The following is a 26286-nucleotide window of genomic DNA, read 5'->3' on the forward strand; positions in this document are numbered from 1 at the left end:
GTCACGCCCACATTCTCGGCCTTTACCCATGCCCTGGGCCTTTAGCGCGGTCATCGTCGTGCCCAGATGAGGATGGCGGCGAGGTGGAGGGGGGCCTGGTAGGCGATGGCGAGTTTGTCGCATCGTGTGGCCAGGCCGCGCCACTGTTTGAGGCGGTTGATGCACCGCTCGACGGTGTTCCGCTGCTTGTATGCCTCGGCATCGAATCCCGGTGGACGGCCGCCCTGGCGGCCCCGCCGCAGGCGGTGCCTGATCGGCGTGAACGGCGCAGGCGGTGAGGGAGCCGCCCGCCGTGTCGGTGACCGTGCGCGTGGCCCACTCGGCGCACGGCTGGTCGAGCCGGTCGTACGCCCAGCGGCGGCCGCATTCGGGGAAGTGGCACCAGGACTTGCCCGCGCTGGAGGTGAGGGTGGGGCCGTGGTCGGGGCAGATCCCCCACGGGATCATGCACAGCGGCGCGGTGTCCGGGGTGAAGGGAAGCACGAGACCACGGTAGGCCGGATCGTGCGGAGGCCGGCCCCGAACGCCGGTTAGGGTGGGGGTAGCCCGTGCCGATAGGGCGTGCGCGGGCGAGGCCCGATGCCCCAGCTGTCCACCCGCCGCCGGGAAGCCGCCGACTACGCCGGTGCGCTCTGGGCCGCGCACCAGGGCCTCCTCGCGGCCGAGGAGAACGAACTCCTGCACCGGCAGGTCTTCCTGGCCCATCACGCCGCCGGAGAGGTGGACGCCCTCCGCGAAGCCGCCGCGCGGCTAGCCCGGATCAACGAGGGCCTCGGTGGGGGAGTGGACATGGAGGCCGAGACTGCGCAGCTGCTGCGCACGCTGCTTCCGCGTACGACGGTGGTCCGTTAGGGGTGCTGAGCAGGGCTCGTATCGGGTGCCGAGCGGCAGGAGAGAGACGGGCCCAGCCCGGCTCTCTCACGAGGGAGGGTTCATGATGAGGCAGGTCCACCGGGCACAGCAGCTATTGCCGGGCGACTACATACGGACCGGATTTGCGCGATTCAACGCCGACGGCCCACGCGAGGGCGAGTACTACGCGCGCATCGAGCACGTGGAGCACATCGAGCGTCCCGGCTTCGTTCTCTCCGGTGACGGCTTCGGCCTTGACCGCACCGTGAGGCGAATGGTGGGGGTTCGCATCCAGGGCATGCCCGGTCCTGTTCTCCTGCGGGCGGGAGACCATCACGCTGCCAGTGCCATCGACGAGGAACGGCAGAGGTGGGACCGTCTCCACCCGACATGGCCGGAGGCGACGCCTATGTTCGTCGGAGGGAAGGCGGCGACGGCGCCCGCGTGGGGCCGCGATGAAGCTCCCAGGCCGGAAGCGATCCGATCGAGCCGTGGCTGCGAGGTCGGACGCAGGCCGATGACCTTCGAAAAGCCAGCCAGTGCCCTGTGCGTCGGTGACTACCTGCAGACACAGGACTGCAGGTTCCCCGCCGAGGACATGGGCTTCGACGAGGGCTTCTGGCGGGTGGAGTGGATTGCCCACATCGAGGGCAGCGCTTTGCCAGCCCTCCTTGCTGACCCCGACTGGGCGAGAGGCAAGGTCACGCTGGCCAATGTCTACGGCATCTCAGGCGTACTGGTCCTTCCGGAGACCACCGTGAGGGTACTGGTCGTGCCCAACCCGGAACGGCTACGCAACGACCTGGACGGGCCCTGGCACGAGAAGCCCTACTTCCAGTTCGACGGCGCCATCGTGCCCGACAAGGATGATCAACAGCGCAAAGACGCCGCGCTGCGCCCGCCAGCCCCGGAAACTGAAGCAGACGTCTACCCCAGCAGCTTCTCCAACCCCACGGACCGCGCCCTCTTCCTGAACGGCGTGACGGGAATCCGCCCCGTGGCGGTCTCACGCCTGCCGTGGCCACACCGCCTGTCCAAGTGCTCTCATTTCCAGCGGGTGGAAGCGATAGAGAAGACCTACCCGGAGGACTGGTACGCCGGACAAGTAGCGCATGCGGAGCTCTTCACCCGCTTGACACAGGAGGACTTCGCTGCCTGCCCCTACCACCAAGGGAACTGGACCGCGATCGCCGAGGCCGCGAACGAACTTGCGGCTGCCGAGCTGGAGGGGGATCCCGAGCGCGCCCAAGCGGCGTACGCCATGGAGCACCTCGAAGAAGCCGACCGTGAGTGGGCTCGTGCGCTGGTGCACGATCCCATCTGCTGGGACGACAACCACGACAGCCTCACGAACGGACAACACCGAACCTGTGCCCTTCGAGCGGCCGGTGTTCCCTACCTGCCTGTCGAAGGCCGATACCTGCCCGACACCGCCACGCCCGACACCGTGGACGCGCGTACCCACGCCCAGCGGACCGTAGGGGAATACTGGCGCGACGTCCTCACTGCCGTCCTCGGGCCCACGCACCCACTGGTAGACGCAGCGCCTCTACTCGTGCGATTTCCTGCCCTGAGGCGACTGCTGTCCTCGGCGCGAAGGCCTTCGTCAGCCAAACAGTGAGGCCGTGTGCGGCGAGGCCGGATGTCACGTGCTGGCGTTGCCGTGGTTGTCGATCAGGGGGACGAGTACGCGGACGCGTTCGTGCAGGTCGCCGACTCCGGTAGCGGAAACCCCGGTCAGGACCTGGTCGAGGCGGGCGAGGCGGGCGCGGGATGTCGAGCGTAGCCGGGCGGCGGGGACCCGGGCTAGGACGTCCAGGGCCCGCTGTGCGGCGTCCGTGGGGTGGGTGGGCGCCTCCGCTTGGGCGAGTACCAGGGTGGCCGCGGTTCAGCCAGGGGTGGCCACGGCGGTGGACCCGATGGACGTTTCGGCAGCAGTGCGCGCGCGGTTGTGGTGGCCGAGGGCGATGGCTGACTCCGCCTGGTGCAGGGTGTACTCGGCGGCGTCGAACCCGAACCGGCCCGGCGAGAACCCCACGGCGTCGGCTTCGAGTTCACGCGCGGCCGCGGCGAGCGCCGTGTCGGCCTCCTGCTACCGGCCGAGGCCCGCGAGGGAGGTCAGCTGCGCCCAGGCGTGCGCCCAGGCGTGCGCCTGGGCTTTCGGCAGCCCGGCGGGGGCCTGGGCAACGGCCCGCTCGGCGTAGGAGAGGGCGCTCTCGTAGCGGTTTTCGGCGCGGGCGACCATGCTCTGGGCGCCCAGGGCCCAGGCGGTCAGCCGGCGTCGTCGGTGCGGGTGCCGTACGTGGTGGCGGTGGCGAGGTGGGCGCGGGCGCCGGTGTGGTCATCGAGGTGGAAGGCGAGGTTGCCCATGAGGGCGGAGAGCCAGCCGACGTTGCGGTGGAGTCCGCCGGCGACCTGCTCGGGGACGTGGCCGGTGATGAGGCAGTCGGTGAGCATGCCGCGTGCGGCCCGTACTTCCTCGAACAGCAGGTAGGCGGGGTGCTTGGGGTAGGTGAGAGCGTAGTGCTCGACTGCCGCGTCCGCGAGCTCGGCGACCTCGATGCTGCCGTAAGGGTCGGCGAGGAGGGCGAGCTGGAGGGATTCACGGACGGCCGGAAGACCGGCGGCTGTGGTCATGTGCACCACCATTTCCCGTGCGCCAGCGCTGCACGTGTCGGTCTCGGGCTGACCGTACCGGATCACGGCGGACAACTCGCTCTCCGGAAAGACTTGTTCGAAACCCAGGCCGAGCTGGGCGGGGGTGGCTCCGTAGGCACGGCAGAGCATGACCGTGTACTCGCGGTCGGGACGCTCGCCGGGGTCGTGCTCCCACCGGCACAGCATCGGGTCCGACAGGCTCCGCGGTAACAGCCCGTCGGCGACGTACTGGGCCTTGACCTGGGTGATGGCCACGGAACGGGACCAGCCCAGGGCGAGGCGCCAGGCCTCCAAAGCGGAGAAGGCGCACGAAAGGGTTCCGGACAAAGGCCGTCTGTCTCGATCGGCGCTCGGTGGCCGATCCGACGCCGCGTTAGATTTTGTGGCCCATCATCTTGCACCATCCCTCTTTCAAGGAGAGATCCGTGCGTAGAAACGGGCTACGTGCCGCCCTGGTCGCGGCTGTCGTCCTGGGCCTGATGCCCTTGACCGCGCAGGCCAAGGAAACGGATGCCCCACCGCAGCCGGCAGCCGTTGCGGCACGCCCGGCAGTTCCGCCTCCCACCGCGGCCCCGGTGCTCGGGCCGTCGAGCAGGCCGGGACCGGCGGTCGTCGACACCTGCGCTGACCGCGACGAGGCCCTGCGCCAGGCGAAGCGGCACGGCTACAAAGCAATCGCCTGCCACCAGAGCGGCCTGGCACCGAACAAGGACAGCATCGCCTCGCTCAAAGCGACCGTCGCCAAGGTGGCGACCACCAGCCCCAGGCAGGGCCTGACTCCCCAGCCCCTGCCGTCCTGGTGCGCCGACCACCTGGACGGCAACTGGTGGATCACCCGCCGCGACGGCTGTCTGGTCACCACCGGCAAGGTCACGGTCGTCGACACCCGCGGCACCTGGCGGGGCACCCTCACCTACCACGACGTCCGCTACGTCTATAACCGCGGCGGCATCGACTCCGTCTACCAGTTCTCGATCACGCCGTGGAAGTACGAGGGCACCGGCCTGGACGGCATGACCCTGCGCACCGTTCCCACCTGCCAGAGCAACTGCACGACCTTCGCGACCACCACACGCGACACCCTGGTACGCGACGTCATCGTCACCAAGGAGATGGGCCTGAAGTCGACCCTGGTCAACCGCGGTGACCGGGGAGATGCGGTCGGCCGCTTCACCCTGGACTTCACCGTGCCGGGGGAGGTCTTCGACCGCCAGGAGCGTGTCGACTCCCTGCCGCTGCTGTGCGATCACACCCTGCCGGGCAACAACACCCTTCCCGGATGCGTCTTCGAGGGCTACGACCCCTGGCTCGGACTCAGCTACAGCGACCCCTACCTCGGCCGCAACGCCATCAACGTCGGCTGGGCCATCTACACCGGACTCCCCAGCCACCTGCAGCGCCTGCGCGACCCGAGCCTGTCCGGCGCCAACGGTGACCGGGCCTGCCCGTCAGGGGCAAGCTACCCGCGTCCCGACGATCACCAGTGCGACGAGTACCCCTTCCGCTCGACCGAACAGGGCGCCAAGACCAGCGGGACCCCGTTCGCTCCGAGAACCTTCGGCGAGGGCAACTGCCCCCTGACCGGCAGCTGGCCCAACACGGTATTCGCCAACAGCTACATCGGAGCCGAGGGCTGGGCCCGCTGCAACATCCCCACCAGCCACAACAGGGCGGGCGGCGCACGCCTCGACGCGTTCTACCGCGATGAACGCGTGCAGTCCGGCGGATGGTTCAACGTCTACACCACGGGCTAACGCCACATCCCGCACAGGAGCCCCGCGAACAGACCGACCCCTGCAAGCACGAGTCCCGGAAGGACCCCACGGCATGTCACGTACTCCCCACCAACGCGTCGCCACGGCGGCGGCAGCGGGAATCCTCACCGTTGGGGCGCTCGCCTTCTCCACCACCCCCGCGGCAGCGGCGCAGCAGAACATCCGCTGCCCCGACGCCCAGTGGTACCAGGGTGATCTGGACTGCCGGATGACGCACAACGGTCCCGGCAGCCGCTGGTATGAAGGGGAATGGGTCGCCGTCCACATCACCGCGGACGGCGCCTGGGCCAACGGGTACGACCCCCACCCCGAACACCGCTACCAGGTGGCCGTCGGCAACGGAGGGTCCACCCTCTACTCCGGTGGCAAGAACGGCGGCACAGGAGTCGGCCTCTCGGTCGGCAAGGTGCCTGTCACCGCCAAGGTGACCGGCGCGATCGGCATCAGCCCCCGCGTCCTGACCGTGACCCGCACCCGCTGACCACCCGACACAGACCGCAAGAGGACGCCGCCCGGCCACCGGATCTTTGCGGTGCTTCGGAAGCCGCTGCTTGCTGTTGCCAGACGGATTTTCGGCGCTCGGCGCGGACATTCCGGCGGCCACGTAGGCGCGCGCTCGGAGAGCCCCGTCATCTGGTGGCGGGGCCTTCGTCATACGGGCTGGTTACCGCACGGGGCCGCCGCCGGCCGGAGGCGGCGGGGGCTGCTGCTGTTGCTGTGCGGCGTTGAGGGCGCGCCGGTTGCTCTGGTCGGCGGCTGTGTTGAGGGTCTTGTCGTTCTTGCGGAGGACGAACAGGGTGGCGAGGGCGAGGAGGGTGGGGCCGGCCAGGAGGGAGGCGAGCCAGGGCTGGTCGTGGATGCCGACGTAGATGGCGCCGCCGAGGGTTCCGCCGGAGATGAGGAAGCCGGCGAAGAGGCCCACGAGGTAGAGAGTGTGGCTGCGCTTGGCTTGGTGTTCGTCGTGTTCGAGCTGCTGGGTGAGCTGTTGTTGTGCGCTTTCGAGGCGCATGCGTTCGAGTTCGAGTTCTTGGCGGTGGGCGTCTTGTTGCATGCGGAACTCGTGCTGGCGCTTGAGCTCGGGTTCCAGGGCCTTCAGCGCAATCTGCAGGTGCTCGGCCGGTAGCTGCGCCCACTGCATGGCGTGCTCGAGGCCGGTGGGCAGCTGGGCTGGGGCTCCAGCCTGGCCAATTTCTTGGGTCACTTCGGCTCTCCCCCGTCGCCCCTGCCTGTGGGTTTGGGTGTAGTGAGGTGCTCAGGCGGCGGGCCGAGCTTCTCGAAGACTTCGTTGAGCGTGGTGTAGATGGTGTTGATTGCCGGGGCCGCGTCGGGGTTTTGGGCGAGGTCTAGCAGGGGTTCTTCGAGTAGTTCGAAGTCATCGTCATCGAGCGGTTCGAGGTCGCCGTCGGTCAGGTCCGCGCGAGGGGTGGGGATCTGCGGCTCCTCGTAACTGCTCAGGAGTGGCTCGAGGGCTGCCAGGGCCGCGATGTGCGAGGTGTCCGGGAGTTCAGAGAGTTGGCGGCTGACTTCGATCTGCCGGTTCTCGAGCGCTTCGAGGAGGCCTTGGTCGGCCGACGTTTCTGGTGCGCCGGCACCGGCGAGGACGCGTTCTTGGCTCCCTGCAAGCGCGAGTCGGCTCTGGACGGCAAGCTTCCAGGTGAGCACAAAGTCGCTGTTCCCGCGATGCAGCTGGTTCGTCTCGATCAGTGCCCTGACCGCCGCCAGCCGCTGTTCTAGGCGGGCTTCCTCACGAAGCCCCGCGGTCGATCGCCGGTACGCCACATAGCCGGAGGCGAGCACGCCAATGTTGGCGGTGATGCTGAGGAGTACCTCCAGACCCACTGGTTCCCCTCTCTTCGTGCAGAGTCAGGTGCGGCCGATGCTAGCGGCTTAGGCTCGGCGGACACACAGGTTCGTCAATCGGCGTTGCCGGTCCGTGTGTTTTCACCAGGAGGACAGGACTTCGTCAGCCCAGATAGTCGAGCTGGAGTACGGCGACGGTCTTGGTGTTCGGTCCGATGAGGAGGATGGCCCGCACTTCGGGGGTGATGATTTGGCGGACGACTTTGTCGTCGACGCCGTAGGGGTGTGTCGCGTCGAGGGGGTGCTGGCAGGCGAGGGCGAGTGCTCTGCCGAGGTTGTCGCTGGCCTGTGGTGGGAGGGCGTCCCAGACGGCTTCGGCGGCCGGGTCCAGCTTCAGTGCGTACACGCCTGAATACTGTCAGGTTAGGCCGCGCCGCGTGCAGCGCCTGTTTCGTCGAGCAGGCGTGCGGTTGCATCGACCCATTCGCCGGGGAGTTCTTCGCTGCGGTCGTCGAACTGCGCTAGCTCGCGAGCGCGTTCGACGGTGAGGAGTGTGTCCTTGGCGATGCGTTCCCAGCGGGCAAAGACGCCGAGGAGTTCGTGTGCCGGCGCGCGATTGATCTCGCCGATGAAGCGCTGGGCGAGGACTGGGCTGCCGAGCGCGTCGCGGATCCGTTCGATGTTCCACGGAGTCTCGCTCACGACCGCCTCCTTGCAGTTGGTGCGTCCAAGGTAGCGCACCTACCGAAGTCGGTAGGTGGCCTTGCGGCCGGGTGACCCTCGGTCGGCTTACGGCGTTGTCCCGGTATGGATGAGGGTGTGCTGGATCTGCTGGACGCGTTGCTGGATGGCGCGCCGTAGCCTCGTTTCCGGCTGCTGTCTGAGGACGAGGCTCGGGCGTTGATGGTGCTGCTCGGGGTGCAGGAGGAGGCCCGGTCGGAGGATGTCCGGCGGGCTGCGGCCGATCTGGGGTCCCGGTTGGCTGGTCTGCTGGGCCATGGGCAGCTGCAGTACCTCGGCGCGTCCGTACTGGGTTTCGCATCCGGGGCATCGGGCGCCGGGACCTGCCCGCCGCAAGGCGGGCGTCCCCCGAAGCACGGCGACGAGTTCGGGTTCGGCGACCCAGCCACCTGGGGCGAGGAGACGGCGGTCACCTCGACCGTGACCGAGCGGTACGGAACCGCGACCGCGCAGGCGTGGGACCGGCTCCACCCCCGGCTCACCCGCAATGCAGCGTGGGGGGATCACGAGGGACCGTTGCCGATCATCGAGGGCACGGTGATCAAGTTGGCCGTGGCGAAGCTGCCCAGCGGCGGGGTCAACAAGTCGGTCTGGCTCTGGTGGTCGGGGACCGGTGCTGCCCCCGGGGATGTCGACCGATGTTGGCAGGCGTTCCTGCGAAGGTTCGACATCGAGCACACCTTCCGCCTGCTCAAACAGACCCTAGGCTGGACCTGGCCCAAGCTTCGAGACTCGGCCGCGGCGGACCGCTGGACCTGGCTTGTCCTGTCCGCCCACGCGCGACTCCGCCTCGCCCGCCCCCTCGCCACCGACCCTCGCCGGCCGTGGGAACGACCGGCCGAACCGAGCAGGCTCACCCCGGCCCGGGTCCGCCGGGGGTTCAGGAACCTGCACGCGAAGACAGGCACACCGGCCCGTGCACCGAAACCCACCCGACCCGGCCCCGGCCGCCCACCCGGCTCGAAGAACCGGTGGTCCACCACCCGCTACGACGTCGGGCGTGTCCTCGCGACCGGCGAGTCCTACGCTCGCCACATCACCAGGTCGGCTCCAAGCCCCGGCGAACTGGTTAAACGTCAAGCTGAACCATCTCCGATGGGGCACCGCTCAGCGGTGCCCCATCGGCGTTCAGAAGAGGGCGCGAGTTCGGTGCGGGCGCGGGATCTTCTTGGGGTCTCGGCGACTTCGACAGGACGGCTGATCAGGGTCCGTCAGGGTTCAGGCTGCGTAGTCGAGGAAGTCGCGGACGGTGGGGATGTGCTGGTGGTCGGCGAGTTGTGCGCGGAGTTCTTGGAGGGTGCCGGTGGTGCGGGCGGAGTCGATGCCGCCCATGGCGGTGATGACCTGGTGGCCGGTGTCGAGGGCGGCGTTGATGTCGCCGAGGGCGAGGTGGGCTTCGGCCTGGCGAACTTGGTAGATGACGGCGCCGCGTACTTCGCGGTCGCTGTCGTAGGGGTCGTCGTGGTGGAGGGCTGCGTTGAAGTGTTCCAGGGCGCGGCGGGGTTCGCTGAGGCTGAGGGCGGAGCTGGCGGCGACCTGGTGGAGTTCGCCGTGGTTGACCCAGTACATCGACGGCAGGTCTGCTTTCGGGCTGTCGGCGCGGCTGTAGGCGTCGAAGGCGGCATCGATCTGGCGCCAGGCGGCGGAGGGGGCGTCGGCTTTGGAATGGGCGCGCGCGGCGCGGGCGTGGAGCATGGCCGTGACGCGGGGGGAGGAGATCTTGCGCCGGTCGGCGAGGGCTCCGTCCAGGAGGTGGAGGGCCCCGTGGGGGTCGTTCGCGTTGTAGCGGAGGTTGGCCCAGAAGGCGAGCGTCACGGCTCCCAGGGTGTGGTCCGTCGCGGAGGCGGAGGCGCGCAGGGAGGTGACGAAGTGCCGTTCGGCAGCGGCGTGGCGGCCGTGGTCGTAGGCGCACCAGCCGGCCAGCCGGGATGCCTCTGCCGCGGCCGCGAACAAACGGCGCCCGGTGTCTTCGGTGTAGGAGGCGTTCTTCAGGAGGTCGGTGATCAGCCGTAGCTCCAGCACTGCGGCGTCGTAGACGTGGCCGGCGCCGACGGTGTCGTCCAGGTGGCGCAGCGCGTCGAGGCGTACGTCGAACAAGGCGGTGGCCTCGGCGCCGACCCGGCGCCCGCGGTCGGTGACGGCCAGGGCTGGTTCGGCGGTGGTCCATTGCGCGACGGCAGCGGCCAGCGTGCTGGTGGAAGCGATCAGAAACCCGCGCCGGTCCACAGGACCTCCCACATCCGTCAGTGCTGTGACCGTACCCGCTACGGTCCACGGTGACTCCAGTACGGCCTGGTCGTCGTCGAGGGCCAGGAGCAGGAAGCCCGGCCAGCCGTAGCGGTGCACGTCCGCGTGGTCGATGCCGTGCAGGCTGGCGATCGCCAGGAGCGCGGTCCGCTCGGGGGTGACGCCCTCCCGTGTCCAGCGGGTGGCCTTCTCCTTGCGGTGGGCCATCGCGCCATACCCGAGAGCCTGGTGACGGTCCGCCACCCGCTTGAGGTAGCCGGCCGCGGTCAGGCCGTGCCGGGCCATCAGCGTGGTGAGCGGGTGCGTCTCGACAGCGGTGGCGGTACTCACGGGCGCTGTACCTCCCCCAGAAATCAGGGCCTCAAGTCTCCTGGTGAGGCCGGGCCGCTGTGAAGACGGTACGACGCCAAAGGCAACGGGGGGCAACCATGCGGCAACAGGGAGCAACGGCTGGCTGCTTCTCCCGGTGCCCGCCTGGCTCGACTGTTGATGGTGCCCGCCCGGTCAGAGCGGGCCGCCCCTGTGCGGAGCCGGCGGCCAGCAAACCTTGCTGCCTGCCGGTGCGCACATTGTGAAGGGAGACTTCCCATGGATGTGGACGTGCCCCGCCGTGAGCGGTTGCTGACGTCTTCGCGGCCGATGTCGGACCTCGACGTCGTCAGCGCGAGCGGTCCCTGGCTTTACCTCGCGGACGGCCGCCGGATCTTCGACGGGTCGAGCGGTCTGGTCTGTGTGAACGTGGGCCACGGCAGCGCCAAGGTCCGCAACCGCGTCAAGGCTCAGTCCGCCCGGTTCTCCTTCGGCGGCCCGGCCGTCGTACGGCCCCGCGCTCAGCTGGAAGTGGCCGAGCGGCTGTGCCGGGCCGTGAGACGCCCGCAGGACTCCGTCGCGCTGGTCACCTGCGGGACGCTCGGCGTTGAGGTCGCCATCGGCCTGGCCCGCAACATCACCCGTGTCCGCGATCGCAAGCGCCGCGGCGACATCCTGACGTCGACCCTGAGCTACCACGGCAACAGCGCGCTCACCCTCGCCCTGGCCGGCAACCACGCCCGCCGGCCCCGCGAGGCGGACGCGTTCGGCCTCGGCCCGGCCTTCCCCGCCCCGTACACGCCGACGCACGACCACAGCGGGGGAACCTGCGACGCCTCGTGCGCGGCGGAAGTCGCCAAGGCCATCGACGCCCGGGGCACGGAGAACGTGGCCGCAGTGCTGATCGAGCCCGTCAACGGGACGACGGGCGGCGCGTACGTGCCGCCTCCCGGATACCTCAAGCGGGTGTCGGAGATCTGCCGGGAACGGGACGTCCTGGTCATCCACGATGAAGTCCTCACCGGTCTGTGGCGGACGGGCACACCCCTGGCCAGCCATCACTGGGAAGGCACCGAGCCGGACCTGGTGATCCTGTCCAAGGGGCTGGGCGCCGGCTACACCAGCGTTGCCGCGGTGCTGGTCGCCCCCGAACTCGCACCGCTGCTCCGCCACGCCGACGCCGACCCCCTCCCGGCGATGGGCACCATGGCCGCCAACCCCCTCCAGGCGGCGGCCTGCCTCGGCGTCCTGGACGAGCTGGAGTCCCTGGACCTCAAGGCGTTCACGGCGCGCGGGGAGCGTCTGGGCGCGGCCCTGCGGGAACTGCCCGGCGCGGGTCCGGTGAAGGAGGTGCGCGGGCTGGGCCACCTCTACGGGGTGGAAGTCCACCCGGGCAGGCTGTGGCCGCTGATGAAGCAGGCCCAGATGCCGGGGCCGCACAACCGCGACGGGGCGTTCTTCTACCCGTTCACCGGCACCGGCCACCCGCGAAGCGAGGGCCTGGTCGTGGCACCCCCGCTGACATCAACCGACGACGACATCGACTTCCTCATCGCGGCACTGCGCGACGCGGTGACCGCCCTCAGCTAGCGCACCTTCTCATCCACCGCCTGACCTGGGACACAACCCATCGCATCACCGGCACCGGAGGTCAGGTGCACACCCAGGCGACCAGGGGCACGACCACGACCAAGGTGTCCCTGCACTCCTGGTACGGCACCAAGGCAGCGACCCTGCTCACCGACATCAAGGCCGCTGGCCAGGCCTGCACCGGCGCCATCAACGCCCTCAATGGGGCCGAGAAGGTGACGCTCACCGCCATCGTGCCTGGCGCGCCCCTGAACGCCGGTGACGAAAGCGCCTCCTTCAGGGTGGAACAGGACCTGAACGGCAAGAAGACGCCGATCGAGGTGGCCCTCGTACGCAAGGGCACCACCCTCGTTACCTTCACCGCGCACAGCACCTCCGCAACGGCGGAGAAGCCGGCAGAGGTCGTTGCGGCCCAGCTGAAGAAGCTCAACTGAACACAGACGACCCCACTGCCGCAGCGGGTACTTCTCCACGGTGAAGCCAGACGCATGGCCAAGGTCGCACACGCCTACCGGGCCAATTCGACCCTGACTTCATCACCACGGCGTGGGCTGACAGCTCCACCTCGCCCGAGCAAGGCGAAGCCTCCTCCTCCTCCTCCGGCCCGGCTGCGGACAGCTCCAGGAGCAGGGCCTGCTACTGAGCCGTGCAAACCCGTCCCAGATTCACTCCGATCACCACATCACCCCAGGGGTGCAGTATGACCTTGGCATTCTTCCTTCTGACCCTCGGCACCGTCAGTTTCGTTGCCGGCATCGCACTCGCGTTCAACATCTGTGGTGCCGCAGCTGCGGCGGCACGCTACGCGGCGGCGAACGCCGAGCTGGCCATGCACGCCCGCGGAGACCTCAGCACCCCCAAGCGGGTCATGTCGAAGCAGGTCTACCGTTACCTAGGAGCCGTGACGGCCCTCGCAGGGCTCGTCCTCACCCTCGGAGGTCTGCTGGAGCTTGCCTTCTAATACGGTCCCGACCCCTGCCGTACCTCACGATGGGGCCTCTCGCTCGCGCCGGTGAGGCACCCGGCCGCCTGGTGGCAGCAGCGCCCGCGGTGGTTCCTGTCCCCGCGGGCGTAGCTACGTGCGCAGCATCTTGATGAGGGACCGGTATATGGGGGCGCCGTCCCAGGGCTGGGTGTGGCCTACCGGGGTGTAGCCGAGGTGTTCGTACCAGGCGGCCGCGGGTGCTTCGGGGCGGACGGTGAGGGTGACGCGTTCGGCGGTCAGGCCCTCCAGGAGGGCGGTGTGGAGGGTCTGGCCGATGCCGTGGCCGCGGTGGTGGGGGAGTACGGCCAGCTCCATGACGACGAAAGTGCGGTGCCCGTCCTCGCGGGTGAAGGCCTCGGGCAAGTTGGTGTCGAGGAGGCCGGTCCACCATCCGGTGGAGGTCGCCAGGGGCAGTCCGTAGGCGAACCCGGCCAGGCCGCTGCCCTCGGAGCCGTCGGTGTGGGCGGTGACGAGGCGGAACCCGGGTGTCTTGTGTTCGTGCTGGTAGCGCTGGAGGAAGTCGGCGACGTCCCGCGGTCCTTCCAGGTACGGGGGCTCGGCGAATACCGTCTCGTACACGGGGGCGAGGGCATCCAGCTGGCGGGCGGCCGCGGCGGTGTCGGTGATGGTGGTGTACTTCACGGGTGTCCTCATCGGCTGGGGCGCAGTTGGTCGAGTTCGCGGCGGGCGGTGGCCAGGGATTCGAGGGCCCGGCCGGAGCTGACTTCGCAGAGCAGTGCCTCGCCCCGCTGGATGTGGTGTTCGGCTTCCTCGGCGTCTCCGTAGCGGGCGAGGGCCCCGGCGAGGCCGGCCCTTTGGAGGGCTTCGTTGCGGGCGTAGTTGGCTTCCTGGCGTTCCAGGGAGTTGCGCAGCCAGGTGACAGCGCCTTTGTGGTGGCCGACCGCGGTGAAGAGTTCGGCTTGGGCGGAGGCGAGTTCGGCGGGCCCGTGGAACAGGGTCCACGCCGGTGCGGGCCGGCTGCCCTGGTCCTTTTCGTAGAGGCGGGCGGCGTTGGCGAGGGTGGTGCGGGCTGATGCGGAGTCGCCCAGCATGGCCAGGGCCCGCGCCTGCCGGGTCGCGAGGATCGACAGCAGCGAGGGCGGAGCCCACGGCGCGGCCAAGGCGGCGGCCCGGCGGGCGTGGTCGAGCGCGTCCTTCGGCTGGTGCTCGCGCAGCTCCAGCAGCGACAGGGAGGCGAGGACCAGCACCGCGAGGGAGTCATCCCGCAGCTCGGTGGCCGTGTCCCGGGCCAGCGTCCAGTAATGGCGGGCCCGCTGGTGGTCGCCGGCGTCGAAGCTGAGCCAGCCGACGTGCTCGGCTGTCTCGCCGGAGATGAGCCGCAGCTGGCGGCCGATCGTCTCCGGGTAGGAGCCGGTGTCGATCAGCCGCTGGATGCGGGAGAGGTGGGCTGCGGCGAGCGGGCCGACGGTGGCCCCGCCGAACCGGTCATCGAGCCCGTACAGACCGGCCAGCCCCTGCCGGAGGTCGGTGACGGTGTCGGTGCCGACCCGCGGCCCGTCGAACGCTGCGGCAGCAGGACTTGCTCCGACACCGGCCAGGCCGAGGGCGGCGCCGCCGGCCGCGGCGAGGAGAGCACGCCGGTCACGGTCCACGGGATCAGCCCTTTCCAGCAGTTCGGGGATCGGCTCCAGCACGGGGACGGGCACGGCGGACGGGTTCCGCCGGTGACCGGGAACGTCGAACCCGGCCTGCTCCAGCGGCACACCGAGCATCGCTTCTAACACCCGCTGCCGACCGGGCTGCGGACACGGAGGCGACGGCGCGCGCCAGCGCCGCACCTGCCGGTCGGTGACATCCTCCCGCTCACCGATCCGCCGCGCGACGGCCGCGTACACGCGGATGAACGCCTGGGGGCTGCGCCACCCGAACCCGTCGACCAGGTCGGCGAAGGCGGTCTGCTCCTCGGCCGGTTCGGCCATCACCAGCCTCCTTGCCCTTCGCGACGTTGTCCCTTTGCACGGTAGGGCTGGGCGCCCGGACTTTTCAGCCCGACCGGAGAACAGAAAGTCCGCCGAAAAGTCCGCCGCAGGTCCAGACTGCCGCCCCCGCTACCGGTTGACTACCCGCAGCACACCCCCTGGGGAGTGCGCTCCCTCGTGGCGTGCGGGGCGCACTCCTACCCTCAGACGCCGACCGGCAGGAGGCACGGACGTGAGGATCACCGACAACGACGTCTGGGTCCGCGAGGACGACGAGCACCACCTGCTGGGACGGGAAGTCGTCCACCCGGGCACGGGCCGTACCGGGACCTTGGCCACCGTGCTGGTGAACACCTCGAAGACCACCGGCCGAGCGATCAGCAGGACCGCCCACATGCGCCCCCTGGACCGCTCCGGGCGGGAGTGGACCACCGACCCCCGCGAACTGGAACCGCTGCGCGTCCTCGCGCCGGACATGCCCGCGGGCGTGCGGTGAGCCGGCCCCGGGCCTGGGTCGGGGACCAGGTCCTGGACGCGCACGGCTACAACGCCGTCGTCACCGACGTCCGCGCGGGCGGCACCGTCTGGGTCGTGCGGCCGGCACACGGGGGGACCACCCACGTGTGGGAGACCACGGATCCCTCCACCCTGATCGTCATCCGCACCCGCACCGAGCGCTCCACCCACCCTGAACCCCAAGCCCCGGCCCGGTGAACCCGCGTGCCGGTACCGCAGCACCGACGAGAGGAGAACGGCCATGGCCGACACCGGCGACAACGACGGAAGCAGCAGCGGCGGCAGCGGGGGAGGAAGCCACAGCGGCGGCTCCGCGCCTATCTCCGTTCCGCCCCCGCCCCCGCAGCCCAGCCCGGACACCTCCACCCCTCCCGGAGGCGGGAAGCACACCTGACCATGACGACTACCGCACACCAGGAGCGCCCCGGCCGTAGCGAGCTGGGGCGCTGCCTCATGGAATCCGGCGCCCTCACCTCCGACTGGGCGCCCGCGTTCGCCGCCGTCGACCGCGCGCACTTCCTGCCCCGGCTCATGTGGCCCTTCCTCGCCGCGGACCCCGCATCCTCCGGCGCGCCGGGCACCGCTTCAGCGCAGGCCGTAGACCGGAACACGGACCCGGTCGCCTGGTACGGGTACGCCGATCGTGACCTGTCGATCGTCACCCAGTGGGACGACGGCACCCACCAGGGCACGGCGCCCGGCACGATGGCGACCTCCTCCAGCTCCCAGCCCTCCCTCGTCTACTGCCTCCTGGCCGCCCTGGACGCGGAAGCGGGCATGCGGGTCCTGGACGCGGGGACCGGCACCGGCGAGACTGCGGGACTGCTCTCCCACCGCTGCGGCGCCGAGAACGTGACGACCGTCGACGTGGACCCCACGGTCGCGAAGACCGCGTCAGACCGCCTGACCGCGCTCGGAGCGGCCCCTCGGACTGTCACCGGCGACGCCCTCGCCGGCCACCCCGGCAGCAGCCCGTACGACCGGATCCTGTGCACCTTCGGCGTCCGCTCCATCAGCCGCGCCTGGCTCGACCAAGTCCGCCCCGGCGGCGTCATCGTCGCCCCCTACGGCACCCCCTACTCCAACCGCGACGCCATCCTGCGCCTGACCGTCGCCGACGACAAGACAGCGAGCGGCCGGTTCACGACCGGGGTGGAGTTCATGAAGGCCCGCTCCCAGCGCACGCGCTGGCCAGTCCACACCGACTACGTCACCTCCTGGCCCGCCCCCACCGGCACCGCCGTACAGCCCGGGCAGCTCGCCGACCCGGACACCGAGTTCACCATCGGCCTCGCCGTGCCCGGGGTCACCCACACCCTCTTCGTCGAGGCCGACGGCACTCGGGCCGCCTGGTTCTACTCCCTCACCGACCGGTCATGGGCCGCCGTCCGCTGGACCGACCAGCACCGGCCGGGCACCGTCTACCAGCACGGCCCACGGCACCTTTGGGACGCGGTTGAGGCCGCATGCCTGTGGTGGGAGGGAGCCGGCCGGCCGGCCCTTAACCGCTTCGGCCTCACCATCACCCCCTCCGGTGCGGCACCCTGGCTGGACGACCCCGGCAACCCGCTTCCCGGGGCCACATGCCGATGAGGAGGACCGGCCGTGGAGGAGCAGCAGGAACCGCTGGAGCAGTGGGCCGCCCGCCGCGAGCGCCGCCGAGCCTCCGACCGGCAGATCACCGGCCGCCGCCGCGCCGAGCCCCTCGACCCCAACGCCCCCGGCCGCGCCGCCCACCTCGCCCCCAACACCTCCCGACTGCTCCTCGAACTCGACGCCGACGGCCATTGGGCCCCCGTCGGCGTCGCGGAGAACGCAGCAGAGGCTGCCGCCTTCCTCACCGGGTGAGATCCGTTGGTCTCCCCAGTCGGGAAGTTCACGTATCCGCAGCCCGGAGGCGGGACTCACCCCTGGAGAGACCATGCTTGAACAAGACCCCCTGCAGCCCACGGAGTACCCGACGAAGCCGACGCTGATGGACGGCCTGGTCCTGCACGTCCTGCACGGCGGAAACGACCTCCACTACGACCGCGAGACCGGCAGCGCCCTCCTCCCGGTCCGCGTCTGTTTCCGAGACGGAACCGCCGTACGCACCTCACTCCAGCTCGACCCCGGGCAGGTCCAGCTCCTGGCCGCCCAGCTGGAGATGGCACTCCTGCGCAGGGCACGCCACCAGACGGAGAACCTCCAGCCGTAGCGTACGAAGCGTGTGCGCCCGCCCTCCCCGGACCGGGGAGGGCGTGCGCACACGCTTCGTACGGGCTGGAGCCCTGACGGTTACAGGAGGCCGAGCTTCTCCTGGACGTAGAGGGCGGTGCCGACGACGCCGATGAAGGTGCCGCCGGCCGCGCCGACGGCGGCGAGCGGGCTGGCGCCGAGCTGCCGGGTGAGGATGAAGGCGCCGAGCGCGCAGGCGGCCGCGAAGAGGACGGCGATGAGGACCGCCACGATCTTGACGGTCTTCGCGGACCTCCCGGCCGGGCCGGCCGTGTTCGCGGGCTGGGTCCCCGCCGGGGCGGCGGGGGTGTCGGCTGCGGCCTCGGGGGTGGGGGTGTTCGTGCTCACGGGTCGGTGTTCCTGTTCGTAGTACGGTCCCGGCTGCGGGGCGGCGCCTTGGTGGTGCCGCGCGGTGCGCGGGCTGGCTGTTGTGTGCGGGCAGGGGGGACCTGCACCGCTGAGGGCGTGATGTGTGTGGGGGAGTCCGGTCAGGGCCGGGTGGCCCGGCAGCGGCAGGGCACCGGGGACGGGCCGGTCTGGTGGCGGTGCTGGGGGTGCGGGTGCCGCGGTGCGGCTCCGGCACCCCCTGTGCGCGCGTTGGCCCTGGCTAGTGCGGGGTGACGAGGAGGAGGTGCCGGGGCGGGATGTGGTGGGTGGACAGGGATGGCGGGAGGCTCAGCCCTGGGGGCTTCCAGAGGCGGGACCCCGCGTCCTCCTGGGCGGGAGCCGCGGTGCCAGTGGTGTCGGCTGTTTCGGTACGGGTGGCCTCGGCCTTCCTGGTGGCGGACTCGGGATGCAGGGCGAGGAGCAGCGCGAGCAGCAGACCGGTCGAGCGGTTGCTGAGTTTGTCGGCTGCGGCGAGGAGCCGGCCGTGCTCGGCGGCGGGCAGGGCCAGGGCGATGCACCAGGCCTGCCCGGCCAGGGGCAGGGAGATCCCCGCGCACACGTTCGCCGTGGAGTACTCCAGGACGTCGAAGTGGGCGCCTTGGGGGCCGTAGCGGTCGATGGTGTCGAAGAGGACGTCGGTGTCGACGATGCTGCGCTCGGTCAGGGTCATTGGCGGCCGCCGGTACAGGAGGTCCTTTCGCTGTTCGGGGGTGAGCTGGGAGAGGAGGCTTTTGCCGACGGAGTGCGTGTTGACGGACTCCTTGAAGTCGGCGGTGATGGTGACCTCGGGGGCGTCGGGGCCGAACGCGCGGTGGGGGACGACGATCTCACCGTCGGTGTAGGTGCTGACGTAGACGGCCGCGCCGGTCTCGTCGCGGAGCTGCTCCAGGACGGCCTGGAGCACATTGCGGCCGCTGTCGAGCTCGGCGAGCAGCGGACCGGGCCCGTGAAGGCCGTCTGCGAGCGGCCGGGTGAGGCTGTTGTCGGCCAGCCAGGACATGAGGGACGCGGCCATGGACATGGTGATGCCGGCGGTCAGGGCGATCTGGGGGACGGAGACGGGGGCGGCTTCGCGCACCAGGTGCAGGACGTCCAGGATCCGCAGCGAGTCCTCCCACTGCGCTGGCGTGTGCCCGGGGTCGGGGCTGCTGCCGGGCGGGATCCACAGCTTCCCGCCGACGAGACCTTTCTCGGACAACCCGGTCCCGGTCCCTGGCCCAGAGGAGGCAGTGGGCGCGGAGTGGTCGGCGCTCGGTTCGACGGAGCCGGGATCCTCCTCGTGGCTCTCCCGGCGGCTGCCCTCCGTCCGCGGCCCCGCCGAGGCGGGCGCGCCGGGGACGGGCGCGCTTGTCGGCATCGGGACCGGGAGAGAAGGCGGAGGCAGCAGCTGCTCGCCCTGGTTCCCCGGACGCGGGGCGGCGAGCACGAGGGCGAGGAGGGCTTTGGCGAGGCGGGCCGTGGGCGTGTGGACCGGGCCCAGGTCTTCGTGGTCGTGCTCGTAGGCGTAGGCGGCCACCGTGTTCAGACGCTCTCGCTGCTCGCGGGCGGCGGCCGCGCGGTCGCGCCAGCCGTCGTCGGCAACGTACCCGGTGTGTGCGAGGCGTTCCTGCCACAGGGCCGCGTCCTCCAGCTCGGCGCGGCGCAGGTGGTCGAGCATCAGGCAGTAGGCGGCTTCGGCCTCCTCGGCGCCGGCAGCGAACTGCCACCAGAACGTCGCGCCTTCGCCGTCGCCGACCAGGTGAAGCAGGCAGCCGAAGGCGAAGGCGCCCTCGGCGGCGAAGGGGTGCCCGCCGGCCAGCAGGGCGATCCGCCGGCAGGCCTGCACATCGAAGACGACCTTCTCGCACAGGGCGTCCAATTCTTTCGCAGCCTCCTCGCCGACGGCGACTCCGAGGGGCTCGGGGACCGGGGCGGGGCAGCCGGCCGTGGTCATCAGACGGAAGTGGGCGCCGGGAGTGTCGTAGGGGACGGCGGCCTTGGCTCGGGGTAGGCCGCCGGGGAGAAACTCGTCATGCGACCAGGACTCCTGTGCCTGGTTCATCCCTGCCGCCTCCTTTCAGCATCGTCACGAAGGAGTCGCGTCAGGCGGGACTTGGCCCGTTTGAGGTGCATCCGCACGGTGTCCTCCTCGACCCCCATCACCTCGGCGGTCTCCGGGGTGCTCATCCCCACCATCCGGTGGAGGACCACCGCTTCGCGCTGCCGCTCCGGCAGCCGCCGCAGCGCTTCCTCCACGCTGAGCCGGACCGCGGCCCGCTCGGCCGGATCCATACCGAGGACCTCCCGGTCGAGTTCCTCGGCCAGCCGGTCGTCCTCGACCGGGCTGATGCGCGCCCGGTCGCGCAGGACATCGGCGATCCGGTTCTTGAGAACCTTCCAGGCGTAGGACGCCGGGTATTCCATCGCCGCCACCTCAGGCCAGATCCGCACCACCACCTCGAAGGTGATGTGGACCGCGTCCTCGGCGTCGAACCGGTTGCCTAGCTGCCGCTGGGCGTACTTCGCGAACTTGGACCCGAACATCTTGTGGAAGGCACGGAACGCGGCTTCCTCCTCCGCGGTCCAGTGCTCCGGGGCATGGGGCAGTCGCAGCGTCGGGATCAGGCGCCCGTACGGGGCGCGGGCTGCGCCTCTTGCGTCGCCGTGCTCGGCGGTGTCCACCTCGCTCACCGCCCGGCCCCGCAGCAGGAGAACGCCGACAGGTAAGGACCGGTCTCCGGCGGGACGGCTATGCCCTGCCAGGGCGACGGCCGACGGCCGCCGTCCTGCGGATCCGGGCCGGGAGCTGGCCCCAGCGGCGCGGCTGTGGCCTTCAGCAGCGCAGCGTCGAGCTGCACGTGTCCTCCTAGGAAGATCAAGCACCGTCCACGTCCCCTTCACGGCACTAAAGGCGGGCGCCTCTACAAGGGACAGCGCTCCAGACGGGCCTGATGGGTACACACAAAATGAAAGAAAATCCGACGCCTGATAACGCTCCACCATCGAGCACCGACGTAGCTCAAACCGACGGAATCTGATCATCCGCGAAGCGGTCCCGACGGGCGCGTCGCACACCGCAGCGCGCCCTGTTGAAGCAGCCCTGTCCTGCCGAGGGTCTGCCAGTGCCCGATGAGGCGGCTGTGCGCCCTGCAGCCGGCCCGAGGGGAGTGGCGGGGCCGACCGGACGGCACGGACTGCCCCGTGAGAGAGGGGCGGGGCCGTGTCTCCTCCGCCCCACATGAAGCGATAAACGTATTTTGCGCATCATGGTCAAGGTCAAGCTCGCCGCCCTCGCGGGCGCCGCGGGGGCCCTGGCGACGCTGGTCGCCCTGCCCGCCCCCGCCCAGGCTCACATCCAGCTCTTCGTCCCCTGCAGCGCGACAGCCCTGCGCAACGCCATCAACCAGGCCAACACCCTCCCCGGCCCGGACACCCTCTTCCTCACCCCCGGCTGCACCTACACCCTCACCGCCGCCGACAATCCCGGCAACGGCCTGCCCCAGGTCACCACCGACGTCAACATCATCGGCAACGGCAGCACCGTGCGGAGGCAGTCGGCGACGGACTTCCGCATCATCAAGGTCTCCGGTACCGGCGGCCGGCTCACCCTCAACAACCTCACGGTCTGCGACGGCCGGTCCGCCAGCGGCGGCGAGGGCGGCGGCGGTATCGCCGCCGGTCTCGGGACCACCCTCACCCTGAACCCCGTCGAGGTCACCCGCAACTTTGCCGGGGTGACGGGCCCCGGCGGCGGCATCGTCAGCTTCGGAGCGCTGACGCTGCGCAACAGCACCGTGAGCTACAACATCTCCACCCACAACGGCGGAGGCATCTACACCTACGGGACCACGAACATCTCCAACAGCACCATCACCGGCAACACCGCGAAGGACGACGGCGGCGGCATGGACACCCGCGGCAGCCTCACCCTCACCAACAGCCGGGTCACCGAGAACGCCGCCCGGTTCGGCGGCGCCGGCATCAACGCCTACCAGCTGACGGGAACGATCACCGACACGCTCATCCGCGGCAACAGCGCGGCCGAGAACGACGGCGGCGGACTGTACAACCGCGACTCCACCCTCACCCTGAACGGACCACCATCCTCGCCAACCGGACCCTCAGCAGCGGCCCGGCCGGCGGCGGCGTGGGCAACTCTCCCGGCGCGACCCTGACCGTCCGCAACAGCTCGGTCACCAACAACTTCTCCAACACGGCCACCGGCGGCATCTTCAACGCCGGCGGCACCGTCACCCTCACCAACACCCCCGTCACCGACAACTACCCCACGAACTGCTCCCCGAGCCCGGTCCCGGGCTGCACCGGCTGACCCCCAGCCGCCCTCGCCCCGGACCCACCGACCTCGCCCTCACGGTCCGCGCCAACCGACGCGGCCGCCGCCACGCGAACAGGACGGACGCCAGAGGGAACTTGCCCGGTTCTCCTGTCGACGCCGGTGCGATACGCCATGGTCGAGGAACGGCCCCGCTGCGGCAGCGGGCCAGGAACCGAGGAGGGCGCCATGGCGGATGACCGGGAGACCTGGACGACGGAGGAGTTCGGTCGCTCCCACGCGGGCTCGGTCGGAGTCCTCCTGCCCGACGGCAGCGTCCCGCCGCCGGCGCTCTTCGACACCGGGTCGGGCCCGGACGTGCACGAGAGCTCCCACTGGTCCGTTTACGACGGCCGCTTCCCCCACATCCCCCGCGCGGCCGCGCTGCGCGGGGTGTGCTCGTGCGGCTGGACGGGCCCGGAGCACGCCCTGGACTGGGAGGCGATCGGCGACCAGGACCTGGAGGGCGCCGCCGACGAACAGGCGGACGCGTGCTGCCAGGACTGGGACGACCACACCACCGCCGTCGAAGCCGTCACCATCCCGCTGCCCGAACCGGTCACCAGCCTCCTGGCCCAGCTGGAAGCCGAGATCGCCAAGCTCGCCGAGACCTCGCCCCTCGCCGCGCTCCGCGCGGTACGCCGGACCGAGACCGTGATCGGCGGAGTCGGGTACTGGGCGGCCCGCTGTGCCCAGCAGGACTCCACCCCGGCGCAGGCCGCCGCCGCGCTCGGGCTGACCGAGAACGCCGCCCGCCGCGAACTCGACCGTCTCCTCCGAGGGAACCCGTAGCCGACGTCACCGCCTGCTGTCCGGCAGCCCCACGGGCTGGCCGTGACGGTCGCGTAGGCGGCGCGCGGACAGACTCCCCGTCCCCGGTATGGGCACGTGGACTGCAGGCCGCCGCCGGGCGGGCGGTTTCAGCGCGCCGAGCCGGGGATGGAGGGGGAGGGGGAGAAGTGGAGCATCTGGGGTCCCTTCCCGTCGTTCTTCCAGTCGAGGAACAAGATCACGTCGGTGTAGAGGCGGTAGCGGCTGGGCCATCGCGTGGTGTGCGAGGCGGGGGTGAACGACCCGTCCTTCGCCCGGTTCAGCCGCTCGGCGAGATCGGTGCGCTTGGTCACGGCCAGCCCGCCTCCCTCGATCATCGCGGTGACCTCGACGTTCGTGCCGCTGGCGTGGAAGATGGAGCCTGCAGAAGTGACGGACGCCGGCAGGTCCCACGAGATCGTCGTCCAGTGCCGCACCGACGGCCCCGACTTGGTCACGCAGGCCTTGACCGTGAAGTCCCAGTTGTCCGGCCAGGGCCCGCTGTAGGCGGGGTTGTCGACGGTCTTCGACGACACCGCGCACCGCTCCACCGCGTAGGCCGGCTCCAGCCCGGCCCCGGTCACGGCGACGGCGGCCAGCACCACCGAGAGCCGTCCGGCGAGGGTTGTCCTGAGCACGGGTCTGCCTCCCTTGGTCGAATGCCCAGGACAACGAGGTGGCACGGGGAAGGAAGCGTGCCAGGGCGGGTGATGCCGGTGGAGGCCCGGTGACGGCACCGGCTCCCGTCACCGGCTGCACGAACAGATCTTTCAGGCCCGTGCGCCCCGGGAGGTCAGGCGACCAGGGCGGGCTCGTAGACGACGGTGGTCGTGGGGCAGTCCTCGGCGAGCCCGAGGAGGGCCTGTCGCTCGTTCTCGTCGACGGCCAGGTCCCACCTCAGCTTCGTCCCGACCCAGGTCGCGGCGTACGTGCAGTGGTAGGAGCCGTCGGAGGGCAGCCACTCGGCCGGGTCTTTGTCGGCCTTGCTGCGGTTGGAGGCGGCGGAGACCGCGATCAGGGTGTCCGGGCTGTCCTGGTCGTTCGCGTACGCCTCGCGTCGCGCCGCCGACCACGCCGTCTTCTCCGAGTCGAACACCTCCGCCAGCGGAACAAAGTGGTCGACATCAAGCCGAGCGGCGTCCGTCACCACGACGTCGTCGTACGCGGAGCGCCAGGAGCCGCCGGTCAGCTTGCAGCCGGCCGCGACCTGCGGCGCCTGCACGGCCTCGCCGAGGATGACCTCCTTGCGGGTGTCGCACCCGTCCCCGGAGTTCAGGCCCTTGTTCCAGTGCTTATACAGGTCCCGCCTGTAGCCCTCGCGGTGCTCGGGGGCGACGGTCAGCTGGTCGATCGCTTCGAAGAGCGGCAGCGGAGCGCGAGCTGCCGCCGGCACGGCCGCAGCCGCCGGGGTGGTGCTCGGGCTGGTGGGGGAGGAGTGCGCGGTGGGAGCGGCGGCGAGGAGGGGGAGGGCGCAGAGGGCTAGCGCGGGCAGGCCGCGCAGCATCAGGTTCTTGATCACACAGGCGGTGTAGCGTGCCCGACCGGGGCCGCGACAGGCCCGGGGCGCTCAACTCACCCGTGTGGACTGCGGGATTCATCGCAGAAACGCGCCTGCGCCGCCCGCAGGCAAGCTCCACGACAGCTCACCCGACCAGCTCCCGCCATTCTCGGGGCCACCCGCAGCCATATTCCGCACCGCGGCCTCCAGCTGCGTGCTCATCGCGAGAGGATGGGGTGGTGATCCGCCACGACCCCGAGATGCAAGCCCTGTACCGCCGTTACTGCCTCCCCGGGCGCCGCTACCTGAAGCTCGGCGGAGCGGTACTTCGGCTGCCGCGCGAGGAGTACGAGCCCTTCGCCCTTGCACTGGCCGCTGATGCGAAGGCTGTGTCCGACGCCGAGCTCACCATCCTATTCGAAGGCAGCTGGCGCGAGCGGCGGACCGCGGCATGGCTCATCGCCGTCTCACGCCGTGACCACTTCCGCGAGCGTCTGGGAGAGCTGCTGCTGGAGAGCGAGGTCTGCTTCGCGGGTGCGGCCTACTGCGTAGCGCTCGCGAGTTTCGGCACCACACGCGACGCCGACCTCCTCGCCGCCTACCTGGACCGCTACCTGCGTCGGCCCGACCTCGCCTACGACCAGCCCACCGCCGTGGGCGCCCTCGCGTACACCGACTCCGTCCTGCACGGCGACCGGGCCGGCCACTTCCTCCAGGAGGGCGGGCTGTGGCCGCAGTGGTTCCGGGAGGCGCGCCACATGCAGGGCGATGACAGCATCTCCAACCGCCTGGGCGGCATTCGCCTCGCCTGCGCCGTCATCGACGAATGCGCCGCTACCTGACCTTCACCGGCCCTGTTCGCTCGCTCTTCTCGTGGCCGCAGCCAGGCGGTGCGGGCGCGGCTGGCACGGTACCTCTTGGAGGCAGGCCGAACGCGGCCATGTTCTCGACCTTGCTCGTGCTGAAGCCTGCTTGGCCTGAGCGACCCGTACTGCTGTTCGTCCGCTTTGCGGGCTGTCCGGCCCATGCGAGGGCGAGGTCGGTCGTGGCCCGTCGTACGAACTCCCGGGCGGGCTAGTGGTTCTGCCAGGGCTGGAGACTGTCGACGACCTTGCGGACGTAGGCGTGGGCGCGGGTCGAGCGGACGTGCGACGATCTCGACGTCTTGGACGCTGAGATCGAGGCCGTGGTCGAGTTCGCTGGCCTGGATGTGCGCGGAAGCGAGGTCGGCCCCCCGGACACCGACGGCCCGCCTGTAGACTCCCACGGGCATCACCTCGGCCTGCCTGCTCCAGCGCAGCGCGGACTCCAGACCGCCGAGGTCTCGGCAGATTTCTATGGCGTCGGTGCTGATCCGGGCGTGGGTGAGGTAGTCGACGTGTCCGGCCTCGTGGGTGCCCGGGCGGATGGAGGCGGGGAGCACCTCGGCGGCCGCGAGGGCCTTCACGGCCGTCACGGACCTCGCCGACAGAACCCCGGCGGGTCCCGCCTGGATATGCGCCCCCTACGGCAGGCTGTGGCGGCCTGAGGGGCTGTGAGTTCTTCCCGGGCTGCTGCGGGCGCTACGCTGCGCTGGACCGCGAAGACGGCGCAAGACCGGCGCGAGCGTCCCTCCATGCTTCATCGGCCCTGCGGGCTGAGGCGCGCCG

34 protein-coding genes and 2 pseudogenes are annotated in these 26286 nt (G+C 70.5%); 19 read left to right on the forward strand and 17 right to left on the reverse strand.

The genetic code is table 11. The features are described from left to right. Positions 1–50 precede the first annotated feature (50 nt). Positions 51–251: pseudogene (locus tag ABD973_RS34250) on the reverse strand (IS5/IS1182 family transposase); the annotation flags it as partial. A 328-nt stretch (positions 252–579) separates the two neighbouring features. Here ABD973_RS34250 and ABD973_RS34255 point away from each other — a divergent pair. From ABD973_RS34255 to ABD973_RS34265, 3 genes are all read left to right on the forward strand, one after another. After that, positions 580–852, forward strand: a complete 273-nt coding sequence (locus tag ABD973_RS34255) for a hypothetical protein (RefSeq protein ID WP_345504242.1) — start codon at positions 580–582, stop codon at positions 850–852. A gap of 82 nt (positions 853–934) precedes the next feature. Further along, on the forward strand, positions 935–2473 hold the full coding sequence (locus tag ABD973_RS34260; RefSeq protein ID WP_345504244.1) for a hypothetical protein: 1539 nt from the start codon (positions 935–937) through the stop codon (positions 2471–2473). A gap of 42 nt (positions 2474–2515) precedes the next feature. After that, a complete protein-coding gene (locus ABD973_RS34265; RefSeq protein ID WP_345504246.1) occupies positions 2516–2638 on the forward strand; it encodes a hypothetical protein in 123 nt (40 codons plus the stop codon). A 102-nt stretch (positions 2639–2740) separates the two neighbouring features. On the opposite strand, the gene ABD973_RS34270 is transcribed toward ABD973_RS34265, so the two are convergent. From ABD973_RS34270 to ABD973_RS34280, 3 genes are read right to left on the reverse strand one after another with little or no spacing between them, the layout of a single operon-like run. Continuing rightward, positions 2741–2890, reverse strand: coding sequence for a hypothetical protein (locus ABD973_RS34270; protein WP_345504248.1), 150 nt, complete (start codon positions 2888–2890; stop codon positions 2741–2743). A 54-nt stretch (positions 2891–2944) separates the two neighbouring features. After that, complete coding sequence (locus ABD973_RS34275) at positions 2945–3097, reverse strand: hypothetical protein (RefSeq protein ID WP_345504250.1); 153 nt, start codon at positions 3095–3097, stop codon at positions 2945–2947. A gap of 26 nt (positions 3098–3123) precedes the next feature. Then, positions 3124–3837 carry a hypothetical protein gene (locus tag ABD973_RS34280; RefSeq protein WP_345504252.1) on the reverse strand — a complete coding sequence of 238 codons (714 nt, stop codon included), beginning with the start codon at positions 3835–3837 and terminating at the stop codon, positions 3124–3126. A gap of 98 nt (positions 3838–3935) precedes the next feature. Here ABD973_RS34280 and ABD973_RS34285 point away from each other — a divergent pair, with 98 nt between their 5' ends. After that, complete coding sequence (locus tag ABD973_RS34285) at positions 3936–5264, forward strand: hypothetical protein (protein WP_345504254.1); 1329 nt, start codon at positions 3936–3938, stop codon at positions 5262–5264. A 73-nt stretch (positions 5265–5337) separates the two neighbouring features. Then, positions 5338–5766: a hypothetical protein gene (locus ABD973_RS34290; protein WP_345504256.1), complete on the forward strand. Its 429-nt coding sequence runs from the start codon at positions 5338–5340 to the stop codon at positions 5764–5766. Between the two features lie 183 nt (positions 5767–5949). Here the strand turns inward: ABD973_RS34290 and ABD973_RS34295 are convergent, their stop codons facing one another. From ABD973_RS34295 to ABD973_RS34310, 4 genes are all read right to left on the reverse strand, one after another. Beyond that, positions 5950–6486, reverse strand: a complete 537-nt coding sequence (locus ABD973_RS34295; protein ID WP_345504258.1) for a hypothetical protein — start codon at positions 6484–6486, stop codon at positions 5950–5952. Beyond that, positions 6483–7124 carry a hypothetical protein gene (locus ABD973_RS34300; protein ID WP_345504260.1) on the reverse strand — a complete coding sequence of 214 codons (642 nt, stop codon included), beginning with the start codon at positions 7122–7124 and terminating at the stop codon, positions 6483–6485. The genes ABD973_RS34295 and ABD973_RS34300 overlap by 4 nt, the downstream gene beginning before the upstream one ends. Positions 7125–7248: 124 nt before the next feature. Next, on the reverse strand, positions 7249–7491 hold the full coding sequence (locus ABD973_RS34305) for a hypothetical protein (protein ID WP_345504262.1): 243 nt from the start codon (positions 7489–7491) through the stop codon (positions 7249–7251). A gap of 17 nt (positions 7492–7508) precedes the next feature. Then, on the reverse strand, positions 7509–7787 hold the full coding sequence (locus ABD973_RS34310; protein ID WP_345504264.1) for a hypothetical protein: 279 nt from the start codon (positions 7785–7787) through the stop codon (positions 7509–7511). Positions 7788–8156: 369 nt separating this feature from the next. Here ABD973_RS34310 and ABD973_RS34315 point away from each other — a divergent pair. Next, positions 8157–8899, forward strand: a pseudogene (locus ABD973_RS34315) (NF041680 family putative transposase); the annotation flags it as partial. Positions 8900–9044: 145 nt separating this feature from the next. Here the strand turns inward: ABD973_RS34315 and ABD973_RS34320 are convergent. Next, positions 9045–10403 (reverse strand): NsdA family TPR-like regulatory protein, encoded by a 1359-nt coding sequence (locus ABD973_RS34320; RefSeq protein WP_345504266.1) that lies wholly within the window; start codon positions 10401–10403, stop codon positions 9045–9047. A 258-nt stretch (positions 10404–10661) separates the two neighbouring features. Between ABD973_RS34320 and ABD973_RS34325 the strand changes: the two genes are divergently transcribed. The 3 genes from ABD973_RS34325 to ABD973_RS34335 all read left to right on the forward strand — a co-directional run bounded on the left by ABD973_RS34325 (position 10662) and on the right by ABD973_RS34335 (position 12933). Further along, complete coding sequence (locus ABD973_RS34325) at positions 10662–11972, forward strand: class-III pyridoxal-phosphate-dependent aminotransferase (protein ID WP_345504268.1); 1311 nt, start codon at positions 10662–10664, stop codon at positions 11970–11972. A 65-nt stretch (positions 11973–12037) separates the two neighbouring features. Then, a complete protein-coding gene (locus ABD973_RS34330) occupies positions 12038–12406 on the forward strand; it encodes a hypothetical protein (RefSeq protein ID WP_345504270.1) in 369 nt (122 codons plus the stop codon). 272 nt (positions 12407–12678) lie between these two features. Further along, positions 12679–12933 carry a hypothetical protein gene (locus ABD973_RS34335; protein ID WP_345504272.1) on the forward strand — a complete coding sequence of 85 codons (255 nt, stop codon included), beginning with the start codon at positions 12679–12681 and terminating at the stop codon, positions 12931–12933. A 114-nt stretch (positions 12934–13047) separates the two neighbouring features. On the opposite strand, the gene ABD973_RS34340 is transcribed toward ABD973_RS34335, so the two are convergent. Together ABD973_RS34340 and ABD973_RS34345 are read right to left on the reverse strand one after the other, a co-directional pair. Next, positions 13048–13599 (reverse strand): GNAT family N-acetyltransferase, encoded by a 552-nt coding sequence (locus ABD973_RS34340; protein WP_345504274.1) that lies wholly within the window; start codon positions 13597–13599, stop codon positions 13048–13050. Positions 13600–13607: 8 nt separating this feature from the next. Next, positions 13608–14897, reverse strand: coding sequence for an NsdA family TPR-like regulatory protein (locus tag ABD973_RS34345; RefSeq protein ID WP_345504276.1), 1290 nt, complete (start codon positions 14895–14897; stop codon positions 13608–13610). Between the two features lie 232 nt (positions 14898–15129). Between ABD973_RS34345 and ABD973_RS34350 the strand changes: the two genes are divergently transcribed. The 6 genes from ABD973_RS34350 to ABD973_RS34375 all read left to right on the forward strand — a co-directional run bounded on the left by ABD973_RS34350 (position 15130) and on the right by ABD973_RS34375 (position 17610). Next, positions 15130–15393 (forward strand): hypothetical protein, encoded by a 264-nt coding sequence (locus ABD973_RS34350; RefSeq protein WP_345504278.1) that lies wholly within the window; start codon positions 15130–15132, stop codon positions 15391–15393. Continuing rightward, positions 15390–15611, forward strand: coding sequence for a hypothetical protein (locus tag ABD973_RS34355; RefSeq protein WP_345504279.1), 222 nt, complete (start codon positions 15390–15392; stop codon positions 15609–15611). The genes ABD973_RS34350 and ABD973_RS34355 overlap by 4 nt, the downstream gene beginning before the upstream one ends. Positions 15612–15654: 43 nt before the next feature. Beyond that, complete coding sequence (locus tag ABD973_RS34360) at positions 15655–15807, forward strand: hypothetical protein (RefSeq protein ID WP_345504281.1); 153 nt, start codon at positions 15655–15657, stop codon at positions 15805–15807. 2 nt (positions 15808–15809) lie between these two features. After that, positions 15810–17006, forward strand: coding sequence for a methyltransferase domain-containing protein (locus tag ABD973_RS34365; protein WP_345504283.1), 1197 nt, complete (start codon positions 15810–15812; stop codon positions 17004–17006). Positions 17007–17018: 12 nt separating this feature from the next. Continuing rightward, complete coding sequence (locus tag ABD973_RS34370) at positions 17019–17261, forward strand: DUF6087 family protein (protein WP_345504285.1); 243 nt, start codon at positions 17019–17021, stop codon at positions 17259–17261. A gap of 73 nt (positions 17262–17334) precedes the next feature. Continuing rightward, positions 17335–17610, forward strand: a complete 276-nt coding sequence (locus tag ABD973_RS34375; RefSeq protein WP_345504287.1) for a hypothetical protein — start codon at positions 17335–17337, stop codon at positions 17608–17610. 80 nt (positions 17611–17690) lie between these two features. Here ABD973_RS34375 and ABD973_RS34380 read toward each other — a convergent pair whose 3' ends face one another. The 4 genes from ABD973_RS34380 to ABD973_RS34395 all read right to left on the reverse strand — a co-directional run bounded on the left by ABD973_RS34380 (position 17691) and on the right by ABD973_RS34395 (position 20854). After that, positions 17691–17978, reverse strand: coding sequence for a hypothetical protein (locus ABD973_RS34380; protein ID WP_345504289.1), 288 nt, complete (start codon positions 17976–17978; stop codon positions 17691–17693). A gap of 259 nt (positions 17979–18237) precedes the next feature. Further along, positions 18238–20058, reverse strand: a complete 1821-nt coding sequence (locus ABD973_RS34385) for an IclR family transcriptional regulator domain-containing protein (protein WP_345504291.1) — start codon at positions 20056–20058, stop codon at positions 18238–18240. Beyond that, positions 20055–20687: an RNA polymerase sigma factor gene (locus tag ABD973_RS34390; RefSeq protein WP_345504293.1), complete on the reverse strand. Its 633-nt coding sequence runs from the start codon at positions 20685–20687 to the stop codon at positions 20055–20057. The genes ABD973_RS34385 and ABD973_RS34390 overlap by 4 nt, the downstream gene beginning before the upstream one ends. Then, positions 20684–20854 carry a hypothetical protein gene (locus ABD973_RS34395; RefSeq protein WP_345504295.1) on the reverse strand — a complete coding sequence of 57 codons (171 nt, stop codon included), beginning with the start codon at positions 20852–20854 and terminating at the stop codon, positions 20684–20686. The genes ABD973_RS34390 and ABD973_RS34395 overlap by 4 nt, the downstream gene beginning before the upstream one ends. 408 nt (positions 20855–21262) lie before the next feature. On the opposite strand from ABD973_RS34395, the gene ABD973_RS34400 reads away from it, so the two are divergent. From ABD973_RS34400 to ABD973_RS34410, 3 genes are all read left to right on the forward strand, one after another. Continuing rightward, positions 21263–22171 (forward strand): right-handed parallel beta-helix repeat-containing protein, encoded by a 909-nt coding sequence (locus ABD973_RS34400; protein ID WP_345504297.1) that lies wholly within the window; start codon positions 21263–21265, stop codon positions 22169–22171. Next, entirely contained in the window at positions 22144–22326 is a 183-nt protein-coding gene (locus ABD973_RS34405) for a hypothetical protein (RefSeq protein WP_345504299.1), read from the forward strand. The genes ABD973_RS34400 and ABD973_RS34405 overlap by 28 nt, the downstream gene beginning before the upstream one ends. A gap of 192 nt (positions 22327–22518) precedes the next feature. Beyond that, complete coding sequence (locus tag ABD973_RS34410; RefSeq protein ID WP_345504301.1) at positions 22519–23121, forward strand: hypothetical protein; 603 nt, start codon at positions 22519–22521, stop codon at positions 23119–23121. Positions 23122–23249: 128 nt separating this feature from the next. Here the strand turns inward: ABD973_RS34410 and ABD973_RS34415 are convergent, their stop codons facing one another. Beyond that, positions 23250–23777: a hypothetical protein gene (locus ABD973_RS34415; RefSeq protein WP_345504303.1), complete on the reverse strand. Its 528-nt coding sequence runs from the start codon at positions 23775–23777 to the stop codon at positions 23250–23252. A 155-nt stretch (positions 23778–23932) separates the two neighbouring features. Beyond that, positions 23933–24643, reverse strand: coding sequence for an HNH endonuclease family protein (locus ABD973_RS34420; RefSeq protein ID WP_386382282.1), 711 nt, complete (start codon positions 24641–24643; stop codon positions 23933–23935). Positions 24644–24876: 233 nt separating this feature from the next. Here ABD973_RS34420 and ABD973_RS34425 point away from each other — a divergent pair, with 233 nt between their 5' ends. Then, positions 24877–25479: a DUF6000 family protein gene (locus ABD973_RS34425; protein WP_345504307.1), complete on the forward strand. Its 603-nt coding sequence runs from the start codon at positions 24877–24879 to the stop codon at positions 25477–25479. Positions 25480–26286 lie beyond the last annotated feature (807 nt).

The organism is Streptomyces racemochromogenes, assembly GCF_039535215.1.
In the GTDB taxonomy this organism is placed as follows: Bacteria; Actinomycetota; Actinomycetes; order Streptomycetales; family Streptomycetaceae; genus Streptomyces; species Streptomyces racemochromogenes.

Coding starts and splice junctions, on each gene's coding strand:
- ABD973_RS34255 (WP_345504242.1), top strand. CDS start 580: ATGCCCCAGCTGTCCACCCGCCGCCGGGAAGCCGCCGACTACGCCGGT.
- ABD973_RS34260 (WP_345504244.1), top strand. CDS start 935: ATGATGAGGCAGGTCCACCGGGCACAGCAGCTATTGCCGGGCGACTAC.
- ABD973_RS34275 (WP_345504250.1), bottom strand. CDS start 3,097: ATGGTCGCCCGCGCCGAAAACCGCTACGAGAGCGCCCTCTCCTACGCC.
- ABD973_RS34290 (WP_345504256.1), top strand. CDS start 5,338: ATGTCACGTACTCCCCACCAACGCGTCGCCACGGCGGCGGCAGCGGGA.
- ABD973_RS34325 (WP_345504268.1), top strand. CDS start 10,662: ATGGATGTGGACGTGCCCCGCCGTGAGCGGTTGCTGACGTCTTCGCGG.
- ABD973_RS34345 (WP_345504276.1), bottom strand. CDS start 14,897: ATGGCCGAACCGGCCGAGGAGCAGACCGCCTTCGCCGACCTGGTCGAC.
- ABD973_RS34360 (WP_345504281.1), top strand. CDS start 15,655: ATGGCCGACACCGGCGACAACGACGGAAGCAGCAGCGGCGGCAGCGGG.
- ABD973_RS34365 (WP_345504283.1), top strand. CDS start 15,810: ATGACGACTACCGCACACCAGGAGCGCCCCGGCCGTAGCGAGCTGGGG.
- ABD973_RS34375 (WP_345504287.1), top strand. CDS start 17,335: ATGCTTGAACAAGACCCCCTGCAGCCCACGGAGTACCCGACGAAGCCG.
- ABD973_RS34385 (WP_345504291.1), bottom strand. CDS start 20,058: ATGAACCAGGCACAGGAGTCCTGGTCGCATGACGAGTTTCTCCCCGGC.
- ABD973_RS34400 (WP_345504297.1), top strand. CDS start 21,263: ATGGTCAAGGTCAAGCTCGCCGCCCTCGCGGGCGCCGCGGGGGCCCTG.
- ABD973_RS34410 (WP_345504301.1), top strand. CDS start 22,519: ATGGCGGATGACCGGGAGACCTGGACGACGGAGGAGTTCGGTCGCTCC.
- ABD973_RS34420 (WP_386382282.1), bottom strand. CDS start 24,643: ATGCTGCGCGGCCTGCCCGCGCTAGCCCTCTGCGCCCTCCCCCTCCTC.